Raw genomic sequence first — 12,523 nt, 5'->3', positions numbered from 1 at the left:
TGATTGCACAATTTTTTTATACCTCCAAATAGCTGATAACTGTTTGACTAGCTGTCATTCAATTAGCGTTGAGTCAATTGCAATAATCTCTTTGACAGCTTTACGAGCACATCACCCATGACGGTAACATGATCTTTGGCTATTTGTTTAAACGTTACTTGCGAAAAATCGGCAACTCGTTCTGTAATGACAATATTAGCAGAAATACCGACTTTAAAAGATATTCATGCAGATTTATTGTTTTCAGGTGAGTTTTATTTGATTTGCCACAAAGATAATGTTCTTGAGCAGAAACAATCGGTTGAATTAAAGGGGTTAGAAAGGCATAAATTTATTGCTTTTTTAAAAGGTATAATTATTTGTATTTATACTAAAATAATTGACGCAGCTATAACATTTAATATGCTATAGAAGTTAGGCTGTAGACATTTATGATGGGGTTAGTTTCAGTTAATCATGGGATTAGTATTACAACTAGGTTAACCTTATTTCAATTTGAACATGACAATATTGCGGTAATCTTACTTGAAGGCATCTTGCTCAAAAGAGCAGTTTATCTGATTAAGCAAAGAGATCGACAATTACTAAAATCAGCTTAAAAATTTTATCAATTTATTAGGAATAATAAATTGATAAATTAATATATTAATTTATTTGTATATTGTACTTAATATTGTCTTAATTTTTTGTTTTTTTCTTAAAGAAAGCTCGTTTTAACACGTCAAAAAAACCTAGTGAACGTACCATTTTTTGTCCATCAATATAAACACGAATAGCTCTAAGTACTTGTTTAGGTTGTTTAGAAGCAAAGGTAAAAGTACCATCTTTTTTGGTTTGAATTGAATAACGTGGAATCCATTTACCACCAAATAGTACCGATGCAATAACAAAATCGACTTCATTCCAAGGAATTTGAATATATTTGCGCGGATCATGCTGATGATAAAACTCAAAAGCTTTGTCTCCGATTATAATATTGCCATATTCCGTTAAACCAGTAAATGCTGTTGCTTTTACCGTTAAATCAATCTTCGTGTTTAATGATTGAACCATCTATTGTGTCCCTAAACCAGACTTGAATTAGTGATGATATCCTTTTCATCATTGTTATGTGATGAAAAGGATAGTTTGATTATTAAGAATTTGTTGCTTTAAACTAAAACGGTATATTTTAAAAATACGTTGGTTAAAACATTATCTTTTATAAAAGACCAATAACGTGGCCAATAATACCTACAACAAATAATCCAAGGATAATGATAATAGGTGAGACTTTTTTACGTAGTAACCACATACATAAAAATGTTAAAAGTAATGGTACAAGTCCTGGTATTAATTGATCCAAGTTATTTTGCAAGGTAGTCACTTTTTCTTGTGTCAAAGATAATCCAGCTTGCATTTGTTGTAATGCTTTTTGAATGCCTTCCGCACCAGCGGGTAATGCATTCCAATCAATAAATGCACCATTATCTAATTTTACGGTTGAAACGACTGGTTGGAATTTTATCGATACCCACCTTTGTACCAAAGCCGCCAGTACAAACATCCCTAAAATAGACGCACCTTTCGTAATTTTTTGGAGTAAACCACCAGATAAATTATCGGTAATTTTTGAGCCAGTACGATAACCAAACTCTTGGGTATACCACATGAAGCTCCAACGAATAATGTTCCAAAGTAAGAAGAATAGAATTGGCCCCATAATGTTACCGCTAAGTGCAAGCGATGCTCCAAGTGCACCAAGCATTGGTCTTACTGTAAACCAGAATACTGGATCACCCACGCCAGCTAACGGTCCCATCATCCCAACTTTCACCCCTTGGATCGCAACATCATCAACCGCAGCGCCGTTGGCACGCTCTTCTTCTAGCGCAAGCGTTACCCCTAGCACAGGTGATGCTAAATAGGGATGAGTGTTAAAAAACTCTAAGTGACGTTTTAATGCAGCAGAGCGATCTTCTTTGCTGGTATATAATTTTTTGATAGCTGGGATCATTGAGTAAACCCAACCACCATTTTGCATACGTTCATAATTCCAAGAACCTTGGAGGAAAGTCGAACGCCAAGCAACCGCTAAACGATCTTTTTTGCTTAATTGAATTCTATCAGTCATTTTTTTTCTCCAAGTTCCTAGTAATCATTTAAAATGTCGTCAAGTGGATCGCCTTTATCGCCGCCATTTGAAGAGTTTCCGCGTTCAGAAAGGCTAAGATAGATTAACGCCAAGGCAATGCCGAGCGCACCTAGCGCAATTAAGGTTAATTGTGATATCGCTGCAACCACAAAGCCAATAATGAAAAATGGCCATACTTCGCGGTTTGCCATCATATTAATGACCATGGCGTAACCAACCGCAACAACCATTCCTCCACCAATTGCCATACCTGTTGTTAACCATTCAGGCATCGCTTCTAATGCGCCTTTTACCGTTTCAGCAGGGATAAATAAAAGAGCTGCTGCTGGGATTGCGATTCTTAGACCTTGCAAACAGATCCCCAAAATTTGCAATAATTCTATTTTACGAATATTTGCTTCTTCTGCTGCAGCATCCATCATATGGACTAATGGAACAGCAATGGTTCGCACAATCATAGTTAAGAATAATCCAGCTACAGCAAGTGGAATGGCAACTGCAATTGCGGTTGAAACACCAGCGACACCTTGCCCACCTAAAACTAAAATGATAGATGAAGCCACTGCGGCTAATGCTGCATCAGGTGCGACTGCTGCCCCAATGTTTGCCCAACCTAATGCAATCATTTGTAATGATCCACCTAATACAATACCCGCTTCTAAATTTCCGGTCACAAGTCCAATCAACGAACAAGCAACCAAAGGTTGATGAAATTGAAACTGATCTAAAATCCCTTCCATACCAGCTAGGAAGGCAATAACTATCACCAAAATGATAGCAATAATTGATAATGTCATAATATAACCCCTTAAATAAACTAATTCTTTTGCTCAGCTAATTCTTGTTTCGCTTTCTTTAATAATTCATCCATATTATCGTTAGAATCATTAGGTACTTTACGAACGTCAAATTTGACGTTTTTAGCTTTTAACTTTTCGAAGGTTTCAACGTCTTGTGCATTCATTGATAACACTTTATTAACCATGACCTTACCCACAGAATGTGCCATCGAACCAACATTGACAACATTGATATCAACACCACCTTCAATGGTTCTTAATACATCTTCAGGGTTTTCAAATAGCAATAAAGCTTTGGTATTGCCAAAACGAGGATCATGCGAAACTTCAATGATTTTTTTGATAGGAACCACGTTTGCTTTCACACCAGGAGGCGCCGCTTCTTCAATCAGTTTTTTTCTTAACTGGTCCTTAGCAACTGAATCTGATACGACAATAATACGGGTAGGATTGGTTGATTTTGTCCAAGAAGTGGCGACTTGACCATGTAATAAGCGAGAATCGATACGAGCTAACACAATTTTCATCTTTCCATCACCGACAACTGTACCTTCTGGAATAGCTGCAGCGGGTTTAGATGTTTGTGTTTTGGCAGGTTCAACTGTTGCGCGAATGCCTTCTTTAGCAGATTCTAAAATTGCTGATGCAATTTCTTTGGCTGTTTCCATCGAAAAGCGTGATGAGTAAGCTTCAATTAACATAGGTAAGTTTAAACCAGCTACAATCGCCCAATTACTATGTTCACCACATAAATTATTCGCTTGATTGAAAGGTGTTCCGCCCCATAAATCCACTAAAAAAAGCACTTCATCTTGATTATCGAATGTTGCTATTGCAGCAAGCATTCTCTCTTTTAAACTTTCAGGACTATCACTTGGATGCAAGGTAACCGCTTTAACGTTTTCTTGTTCACCAAATATCATTGTTCCTGATTGTAGAATCCCTTCTGCAAACTCGCCATGAGTTGCAAGAATAATTCCTACCATAGATCTTCCTCCAAATATTTATCTCATTGGATAATAATAAATTACTTTAAATGAGCACCAAAAACTAGTTTGGTTTAGTTAAGTCATATGTAAAAACATTGAACATAAAAAGTCTGTTTATAAAAAATATGAGGTACATAGTTGTTTGTAAAACAAATGTTTATATTCCTAATTTTTATATAATTAACTGTTAAATCATAACATTTATTAATAAGTTAAGTATAGATAATCTATTTTTTTATAGAAGAATTTTATCTATTTTTAAAAAATCATTTATTCTTGTTACGAAATTTTGCTAATTATTGATCATCCATCTAATAATGGATACTGTTATTTTATGCTTATTGATAATCAGTATTTAATCTTATTATATGATGATTATTACTGGTTATTGACGCAAAATTAATTATCAGTTATTTAATCCATAATGATGGATTTTGATATTAAATCAACAAGTTGTTGACTAAAACATCTACCATTTTAGACTTTTAAGATGATTTTCTTCAAAGCTAATTGATTGGTTTTTGTCCATTTCGTCAGGTATGTTTTGCTAACATGCAACTCAATATTGCTGCTGATTTAATTTTAAGGAGTTTTTTATCGCTCAACTTTAGATCACATCAAACAATGTCAAAGATAACTGATGTGATCTATACGCTAAATTAGATTGTCTTAGTTTTTTGATTTACCAAATGCAACTGTAAAAATTAAATTGAGATTATTTTCGTCAAATGTACTATATTGCTATTTTTTAAAAATACATTTGAACTAAAAATCACCTTTTTTAAAGGTATTTTAATCGTTATTTTATAAGCCATGATCTTTTAGCGCACGACGAATAAATCCACTATTTTCTGATAGGACCTTTTTGGCTTGCGTAAAAGATAGATTAGCTAAAATCATTAAAATAGCTGTTTTACAGTGTCGATTACTTTGTTGTAATGCTAAAGTCGCGGTTTGTCGGTCACAATCGGTTGCTTGCATAACAATTGATATTTGGCGCTCAATCAGTTTAGCATTGGTTGCTTCAACATCTACCATCAAGTTACCGTAAACTTTGCCAATTTTAATCATACTTGCTGTGGTTAACATATTTAGTACAAGCTTTTGTGCCGTGCCCGCTTTCATTCTAGATGAGCCGGTGATCACTTCTGCACCAACAATGGGAGTGATTGCGATATCGGCTAATTCAAGCATGGGAGCTTTGGGATTGCAGCATAAGCTTACAACTTTGCACCCCAGTGATTTAGCAAAGTGCATGGCACCAAGAACATAAGGTGTGCGCCCACTAGCTGCAATTCCGACTAAAACATCGTTGGCTGATAAATTGATCTTGGTTAAATCACGTTCAGCTAATTGTGGATTGTCTTCAGCATTTTCAACAGCATGAAAGATTGCCTGCTGACCACCAGCGATTAAGCCGATGACCAGTTCAGGCGGTGTGCCATAAGTTGGTGGGCATTCACTGGCATCTAAAATGCCTAAACGGCCCGATGTGCCAGCACCAATGTAAACTAATCTACCTTGATTTAACAAAGCGTGACTAACTACATCTACTGCTTGAGCTATGTTGCTTAATTCTTGCTCTACTGCTAAGGCAACTTTTTTATCTTCATTATTGATAATTTTAAGAATTTCTAATGTAGAGCAATTATCAATTTGTTCACTATTGAGATTGCGGCTCTCGGTTAACATAGAAGATAAATTAATATTTTGCATGTTTTCTTAATCCTAGCCATAGAAGAAATATTATTAGCGTAAATAAGCAACCAAAACCTACACCAATAGCAATAACAGGGAGGTTGAGCGCAACGGCTAAGGTATAAAGCCCTAACATGATCATCATTGCACTATATTCGCTTAAGTTTTGGATTGATATGACACTACCTGCACCAACTAAATCTTTGCCCATTTTTTGGATCAAGGCATTGAGTGGTACTAAGAAAAATCCACCTAGTGCACCAATGATCACTAATAAAATATAGGATGAAATGATATGGCTTTGCAATGTAAAAGCTATAACGGCAATGCCCATCATGATTCCAGCAGGAATACAACGTAATGTTTTATCGATCGAAATAAATGCACTCGCTAAACCAGCGCCAATTACAATGCCGATGGCAACAATGGCATTAAGATTGGTCGGGGTTGAATTGTCAACAATACCTAAAACCACAGGCACCCAGCTAATCAATAAAAAACGTAATGTAATGCCTGCTCCCCAAAATAGGCTGGTGCCTAATAGCGTATATAAAGCTTGTTTATTACTGAAGATGATTTTGACTGTGCGGGTAAAATCTTTCACCATACTGGTAAATTTCCAGTGAATATCTTTTCTTGCAGCAGGTAACTTGGGAATAAATATGTTAGCAATTACGGCGAGTGCATACATTAAAACACAAGTAAGTAAGGATGCACTGACATTCATATCGGCAATATGCCCACCAGCCAAAGAACCCAGCAGAATTGCTGCAATTGTTGATGCTTCAATTAAACCATTCGCTTTTATTAACTTATCACCCGATGTCAGCTCGCCTAAAATACCATATTTTGCTGGAGAGTAACCGGCAGCGCCAATACCCACTAAAAAATAACCGATAAAGGGACTAATATTTAAGCAGATACTTGCTGCGCCAATTAATTTTAGACCATTGGCTATCATCATCGCTTTGCCTTTAGACATACTATCGGCAAATTGGCCAACAAAAGGTGAAAGAATTATAAAAGGAACAACAAAGCTAATTTGTAATACTGATTGGCTCCATTGTGGGTAATGCAAATTTTTAATATAAGCAAGAATAGCAAAAAAGATTGCATTATCCGCAAATGCTGAAAAAAACTGCGCTAGCATGGTTGCTACCATGCCTTTGCTTAATAGTGAATATTGTTTCATAGTAGATTCTGACTTATTCATCGGCCATTTTTCTTAGCGTGATAAAATCGATTTTACCCGTGCCAAGTAATGGTAACTCTTTAACAACCCGAATATCACGTGGAATGGCTAATGTTGGTATACCCAGTTCTTGAGCGGCTTGATTGAGTAATTCTCGATTAATGTTAGACGATGTGGTAAACAGTACAATTGCTTCGCCTTTAGCCGAGTCTGTTTTCACTGTTGCGCCATTCATCGAATCGGGATCGACTTTTTTGGCTAGAGCTTCAACACTTTCTAATGACACCATTTCACCGGCAATTTTAGCAAATCGTTTTAAGCGTCCTTTAATGGTAACAAAACCTTCGTTATCAATAGCGACAATATCGCCAGTATCATACCAACCTTTTTCGACCTTGCCGTTTTCATCTGTGGCAGCAGGGACTTCAAGTTTACCTGGATTTTCAACACGTAAGTAACCTTTCATCACGTTAGGCCCTTTTAATTGTAGTTCGCCACCATCGGTAATCCCTGATATCGGAATTAATCGTGAAATCATACCCGGTAGTAATCGTCCAACTGTGCCCGCTTTAAAGGCCATAGGCACATTAAGGGCAACAACCGGTGCACATTCGGTCACACCATAACCTTCTAAAATACGAATACCAAATTTATCTTTCCATTGTTCTCGAACTGAATCTGGTAGTTTTTCAGCACCCGCAACTACGTAACGTAAGCGCATAAAATCATAAGGGTGTGCATATCGCGCATAGTTAGCTAAGAATGTTGGTGTACCAAATAGAACAGTACAATTTTGGTCATAGATAATTTCGGGAACCATACGATAATGTAATGGATTTGGATATAAAAAGGTTCGACTGCCTGAAAACAGCGGTAAAAATAGACCAGCAGTAATACCAAAAGCATGAAACAGTGGCAAAGCTGACATAAAACGGTCTGCTGGTGTTGGATCGATAACTGTTCGAATTTGTTCTACATTGGCAATCAAACTATTATGGCTATGTACCACACCTTTAGGATTACCTTCAGATCCGGAAGTAAAGAGTACTAATGCTTCGTCATCACTAGATTGACGACGCTGAACCAAACGTGGAATATATTGATGAATTAAAATATATAATTTATCACTGAAGGTTAAGCTTTTACGTAAATCTTCAAGGAAATACCATTTAACACCCTTGACTTCTTCAAGTAAGTAATCAAGCTTACCTTTTTGGATGAATTTTCGAGAAGTAATAATGGTTTTAATTTCAGCCGCTGTTACCGCACAGGTTATGCCTTTGGTGCCTGCTGTATAATTAAGCATTGCTGGAATTCTGTTTTTAACCGATAAACCAAAAATAGTTGCAACAGTAATTGTTGCATTTGGTAATAACAGCCCGACTCGTTCTTTTCTTTTCGTTATTTTAGCAATGATGCAACTAACACCAATAATTTGTTTAAGAAGGTTTCGGTACGACGCTTCCGATGTTGTCGGGTCTTGCACCATACGTGACTTAACCCCGTATTTTACTTGTGCTTCAAGTAAAGCTTCAAATAGTGTCAATTTGGGGCGACTTTCCATGCGAGCATTCATCATAATTTCATGCAGTTTTTCGCCTGCAATGTAACGCCTATCTCTGGCTTTTGGCGCATTTGGCATTGGAATAGAGGTCGGCTCAAGAACATGAATAGTTATCTTTGGAAACAAATGCCGTTTGAATAATCCTTTTAAACGACTGGTTAAGGTAAACTCCGCCCCTTCAATCCAAACTGGTACGATAGTCGCTTTAGAACGAGCCGCAACAAAAGCCGCACCATCATAAATTTTCATTAACGAACCTGTTATTGTGATTCGGCCTTCAGGGAAAATCACAATTGGCCGGCCTTTTTCAATTTCACGAACTAATCGTTTTATTGCCATAGGACTGATAGGATCCATTGGCACAAAATCAACATAACGCTTTGCTAAACGTACCAACCAATGGTCTATATAGCCTGCGTAGATAGCAAAAACAGGTTTTACTGGTAAAAAAACACCGATTAAAACGCCATCGAGGAAGGAAACATGATTAGGCGTGATAAGAAGCCTATCTTGTTTTAAATTATCTAGATTGCCATGAACTTTAACATGAAATAAAATCTTAAGAAAAAATTTTAGTATTTTAAATAACATCTGATTTCTCAATTGTCGTGCAAAATTACACTTTGTCATAATAGTGAAAAAGTAAGCAATATACAAGATAAGCAATTTATCCTGTTATTTCAATTAAAACAAAACATTATTATAAATGCCATTAGGGCTATTGAATAATTAGACAATCGATGTTGCTCAAAAAAATAAGCATTAAAAAATGGACTGGAGATAAAATGTTAATATTAACGGCTAATGAGATTAAAAAAGTTTATACCATGCAAGATGCGATTGCAGCAGATAAGCAAGCTTTGAAAATTTATACCGAGGGTAACAGTGAGGTACCATTACGGATTAATTTTGATATGCAAAAGGGGCAGAGTTTATTTATGCCTGCACATATAAAAGGGAGCGATATTGTCGGCATTAAAATTGTTTCAGTCTTTCCTGATAATCCAACCTTAGGTAAGCCATCAGTACCGGCACAAGTCTTATTGCTTAATCCACAAACAGGTGAAGTTTGTGCAATGTTAGATGGCACTTATGTTACTCAACTTCGAACTGGTGCGGTACAAGGTGCGGCAACAGATTTATTAGCGCGTAAAGATGCTCGTCGCGCGGTATTAATTGGTACGGGAGGGCAAGCTGTATCTCAGTTGGAGGCAATGCTAACTGTTCGTCCACTAACAGACGTGGCCATTTTTGATATTGATAGTGAAAAAGCCAAACAGTTCACCGAAGTGATGAAAAGACAATTTGAACATTTCTCTGCTAATTTTTATTGCTCACAGGACTTGGATCAAGATATTAGTCAAGCCGATATTATTACTTCTGTGACGACTTCAAAAGTAGCGACGTTTAATGGTGCTAACGTTAAACCAGGCACTCATATTAATGGTGTTGGTGCTTATACGCCAGAAATGCATGAAATTCCAAGTGATGTAGTGAAAAAATCGTCTATTCGTGTTCTTGATACTAAAGCAGGTGTTTTTGCTGAAGCCGGCGATATCATCGATCCGATCAATCAAAAGTTAGTGTCTAAAGATGATTTTTTAGAATTAGGCAATTTAGTGATGGACTCTACGCTATGTCGTGAAAATGATCAGCAAATTACGTTATTTAAAACCGTTGGTACCGCTGTGCTAGATGTTTACGTTGGCTATGATATTTACTTAAAAGCCAAACAAAAAGCAATCGGCTTAACAATATAAAATAGGGCAATAGCCCTTTTTTTTACAAAAATTTTTTGGTAAGCAATAGCCTTTTATCGATATAAAACTTAACTTTTTAATTCTTCTTTTTGCGAACGCCCAAGTAATGCCATTGCCGCTTGTTTTGGATCTTTATGTTCATATAGGACTTGATATATCTGTTCTGTAATTGGCATATCGACGTGATTGTTTTTAGCTAATAGCCAGACTTCTTTGGTGTTTTTATATCCTTCGACAACTTGAGCTATCGTTTTTTGTGCTTCTTCAATGGTTTTATTTTGACCTAATAATATACCAAAGCGACGATTACGTGATTGATTATCAGTACAAGTTAAGACCAGATCACCAAGCCCAGCCATCCCCATAAAGGTGGCAGGGTCAGCGCCAAGTTTAGCACCTAATCGCATCATTTCAGCCAGTCCTCGGGTAATTAGCGCTGTTCGAGCATTGGCACCAAAACCAAGTCCATCAGATAGACCTGCACCAATAGCAATAACATTTTTGACAGCGCCACCTAGTTGTACGCCAATAAAATCTTTACTGCTATAAACACGAAAACTTTTACTACAGTGAAATAAATTCTGTAACTCAGTTAAAAACAAATCATCGGTCGATGCAACGGTCACTGCAGTGGGTAAACCTGATGCGACTTCTTTGGCAAAGGTCGGACCAGAAATGACTGCTAAAGGAATTTCATTACCTAGAATTTCTCTTGCTACATCTTGTAATAAACGTCCTGTGTCGGCTTCTAAACCCTTTGTCGCCCAAACGATTTTTGAATCTTTACGTAAAAAAGGTTTAATTTGCTTTAAAATAGTAGCAAAAGCGTGACTAGGTACTACAATAAGTAAGATGGGTGCAGCACTAACAGCGGTTTGTAAATCCGTTTCAACCTGTAATTCAGGTGGAAAAGCAATATCTGGTAAAAATTGCTTATTTTGCCTATCTTGCTGCAAAATAGTCATTTTATCAGGGTTATGACCCCATAATCGTGTTGGATGACCATTACGAGCCAGTAATATTGCTAAAGAGGTTCCATAGGAACCTGCTCCAATGACTGTTACTACAGCGCTTTTTTTCATGAATAATCCGATAAACTGATTAAAAATTTATTGCCAAACAACCACTATTGTAGTGTTTCAGCAGAACTAGCTTCAGCTTGTTGTTGAAGATAGTTAAGGAATAGTGCATCAAAATTTACTGGCTCTAAATTAAGTTGAGGGAATGTACCTTTGGTCACTAAACTTGACACGACTTCTCGAGCATAAGGGAACAATATATTTGGACAGTAAGCCCCAACGCAGTGTTGTATTTGGTTTTCATCAAAGCCAATTAATGAAAAAATACCGGCTTGAGTAACTTCACATATATACACAACTTCATCTTGTGACTTCACTGTTACTGTGACGCGCAAAGCAACTTCATACACGCTTTCATTCAAAACTTGAGATGATGAATTAAGTTCAATATTCATGTCAGGTTGCCATTGTTTTGTAAAAATTTCTGGCACATTATTGGTTTCGAACGAAACATCTTTAGTATAAATACGTTGAATTGCGAATTGTGTTTCGGCTTGTTGTGTATTGTTTTGTTCAGTCATGATAAAACCTTATTTATTTTTAAATTATATTATTTTCTAACTAATGGTAAATTTTCGCCATTCCATCCAGCAATGCCATCTTTTAAGGCATAAACATGTAAAAAACCTTGTTTTACAAGAATTTCACCAATATTTGTTGATGATAAGCCATTTTCATCGATTAAAATAATAAGATCCTCTTTGAATTTATCAATGGTTTTGGCGCTTGCATTTTTAATATCAATCGGCAAGATATTATGAGATTCAGTCACATGCCCTTTTTTGAAGCTATCAGCAGAACGAATATCAACAATAACGGCATTTTGCTTATTGATCATATTGATTGCTTGAGCATTATTAATAATCTTAACTTTCGATAATTTGCTTTTAATCGTTAATACAATGATTGCAATGAATAACACAATCCAACCGAGTGAAAGTAAAAGGTGATTTTTTACAAAAGGAATAATTTCGAGTGTAATAAAGTCCATACTTATGTGATTACCTGATTTTTTCGATATAAGCTAAGATTATAGCGATATTATGCGGTGAAATATAGTACCATTATGTGAAAACATTATTAATGTCATGATGATTATTCGATTTTTAAGTTAAAAATAGATAACTTTAAACAGAATGATATTGATAAGTGGTTACTCAATTGATTACGTTTTTCTAACTTAGTGATATGAATTCCAATCAAATATTCTTCAAATAACGCAAGGAATCTTAATTAGTTTCTCCTATTTTTTGCATATCATGGTGACCAATTTTTCTGGTTTGTTTCAATATTAACCATCGAACAGA

The 12,523-nt window shown here is 36.1% G+C and carries 11 protein-coding genes and 2 pseudogenes; 2 read left to right on the top strand and 11 right to left on the bottom strand.

The window, feature by feature from the left end; translation table 11 throughout:
- Positions 1–135 precede the first annotated feature (135 nt).
- A complete protein-coding gene (locus tag J3U57_RS02155) occupies positions 136–411 on the top strand; it encodes a hypothetical protein (RefSeq protein ID WP_267343688.1) in 276 nt (91 codons plus the stop codon).
- A 267-nt stretch (positions 412–678) separates the two neighbouring features.
- Here the strand turns inward: J3U57_RS02155 and J3U57_RS02150 are convergent, their stop codons facing one another.
- From J3U57_RS02150 to aas, 8 genes and pseudogenes are all read right to left on the bottom strand, one after another.
- Positions 679–1,053 (bottom strand): DUF956 family protein, encoded by a 375-nt coding sequence (locus J3U57_RS02150; RefSeq protein ID WP_267333805.1) that lies wholly within the window; start codon positions 1,051–1,053, stop codon positions 679–681.
- Between the two features lie 148 nt (positions 1,054–1,201).
- Positions 1,202–2,113: a PTS system mannose/fructose/sorbose family transporter subunit IID gene (locus J3U57_RS02145; RefSeq protein WP_065633698.1), complete on the bottom strand. Its 912-nt coding sequence runs from the start codon at positions 2,111–2,113 to the stop codon at positions 1,202–1,204.
- Positions 2,114–2,130: 17 nt separating this feature from the next.
- Entirely contained in the window at positions 2,131–2,931 is an 801-nt protein-coding gene (locus tag J3U57_RS02140; protein ID WP_065633697.1) for a PTS mannose/fructose/sorbose transporter subunit IIC, read from the bottom strand.
- A 20-nt stretch (positions 2,932–2,951) separates the two neighbouring features.
- A pseudogene (locus J3U57_RS12745) lies at positions 2,952–3,500 on the bottom strand (PTS system mannose/fructose/N-acetylgalactosamine-transporter subunit IIB); the annotation flags it as partial.
- A gap of 47 nt (positions 3,501–3,547) precedes the next feature.
- A pseudogene (locus tag J3U57_RS12740) lies at positions 3,548–3,920 on the bottom strand (PTS sugar transporter subunit IIA); the annotation flags it as partial.
- 807 nt (positions 3,921–4,727) lie between these two features.
- A complete protein-coding gene (gene murQ, locus J3U57_RS02130) occupies positions 4,728–5,639 on the bottom strand; it encodes an N-acetylmuramic acid 6-phosphate etherase (protein WP_267333803.1) in 912 nt (303 codons plus the stop codon).
- On the bottom strand, positions 5,626–6,834 hold the full coding sequence (gene lplT, locus J3U57_RS02125) for a lysophospholipid transporter LplT (RefSeq protein WP_267333802.1): 1,209 nt from the start codon (positions 6,832–6,834) through the stop codon (positions 5,626–5,628). The genes murQ and lplT overlap by 14 nt, the downstream gene beginning before the upstream one ends.
- Positions 6,827–8,968 carry a bifunctional acyl-ACP--phospholipid O-acyltransferase/long-chain-fatty-acid--ACP ligase gene (aas, locus tag J3U57_RS02120; protein WP_267333801.1) on the bottom strand — a complete coding sequence of 714 codons (2,142 nt, stop codon included), beginning with the start codon at positions 8,966–8,968 and terminating at the stop codon, positions 6,827–6,829. Before aas ends, lplT begins: the two co-directional genes overlap by 8 nt.
- A 194-nt stretch (positions 8,969–9,162) precedes the next feature.
- Between aas and J3U57_RS02115 the strand changes: the two genes are divergently transcribed.
- Positions 9,163–10,137 carry a hypothetical protein gene (locus J3U57_RS02115; protein WP_267343687.1) on the top strand — a complete coding sequence of 325 codons (975 nt, stop codon included), beginning with the start codon at positions 9,163–9,165 and terminating at the stop codon, positions 10,135–10,137.
- Positions 10,138–10,205: 68 nt separating this feature from the next.
- Here J3U57_RS02115 and gpsA read toward each other — a convergent pair whose 3' ends face one another.
- The 3 genes from gpsA to J3U57_RS02100 are packed head-to-tail and all read right to left on the bottom strand — an operon-like array spanning position 10,206 to position 12,207.
- On the bottom strand, positions 10,206–11,219 hold the full coding sequence (gpsA, locus tag J3U57_RS02110; protein ID WP_267343686.1) for an NAD(P)H-dependent glycerol-3-phosphate dehydrogenase: 1,014 nt from the start codon (positions 11,217–11,219) through the stop codon (positions 10,206–10,208).
- Between the two features lie 44 nt (positions 11,220–11,263).
- On the bottom strand, positions 11,264–11,737 hold the full coding sequence (gene secB, locus J3U57_RS02105) for a protein-export chaperone SecB (protein ID WP_267343685.1): 474 nt from the start codon (positions 11,735–11,737) through the stop codon (positions 11,264–11,266).
- Positions 11,738–11,766: 29 nt separating this feature from the next.
- The gene (locus J3U57_RS02100) at positions 11,767–12,207 is read right to left on the bottom strand and encodes a rhodanese-like domain-containing protein (RefSeq protein WP_267333797.1); all 441 of its coding nucleotides are present in this window, start codon (positions 12,205–12,207) and stop codon (positions 11,767–11,769) included.
- Positions 12,208–12,523: the final 316 nt, after the last annotated feature.

The organism is Gilliamella sp. B3464, from assembly GCF_026536145.1.
Classification (GTDB): domain Bacteria; phylum Pseudomonadota; class Gammaproteobacteria; order Enterobacterales; family Orbaceae; genus Gilliamella.
The sequence above is the reverse complement of the archived record's forward strand: the minus strand, read 5'-3'. Positions and strand labels throughout refer to the sequence as shown.

Bases quoted from the DNA above. Each gene is read 5' to 3' on its own strand.
- J3U57_RS02150 (WP_267333805.1), bottom strand. From the start codon at position 1,053: ATGGTTCAATCATTAAACACGAAGATTGATTTAACGGTAAAAGCAACA.
- J3U57_RS02145 (WP_065633698.1), bottom strand. From the start codon at position 2,113: ATGACTGATAGAATTCAATTAAGCAAAAAAGATCGTTTAGCGGTTGCT.
- J3U57_RS02140 (WP_065633697.1), bottom strand. From the start codon at position 2,931: ATGACATTATCAATTATTGCTATCATTTTGGTGATAGTTATTGCCTTC.
- murQ (WP_267333803.1), bottom strand. From the start codon at position 5,639: ATGCAAAATATTAATTTATCTTCTATGTTAACCGAGAGCCGCAATCTC.
- lplT (WP_267333802.1), bottom strand. From the start codon at position 6,834: ATGAATAAGTCAGAATCTACTATGAAACAATATTCACTATTAAGCAAA.
- aas (WP_267333801.1), bottom strand. From the start codon at position 8,968: ATGTTATTTAAAATACTAAAATTTTTTCTTAAGATTTTATTTCATGTT.
- J3U57_RS02115 (WP_267343687.1), top strand. From the start codon at position 9,163: ATGTTAATATTAACGGCTAATGAGATTAAAAAAGTTTATACCATGCAA.
- gpsA (WP_267343686.1), bottom strand. From the start codon at position 11,219: ATGAAAAAAAGCGCTGTAGTAACAGTCATTGGAGCAGGTTCCTATGGA.
- secB (WP_267343685.1), bottom strand. From the start codon at position 11,737: ATGACTGAACAAAACAATACACAACAAGCCGAAACACAATTCGCAATT.
- J3U57_RS02100 (WP_267333797.1), bottom strand. From the start codon at position 12,207: ATGGACTTTATTACACTCGAAATTATTCCTTTTGTAAAAAATCACCTT.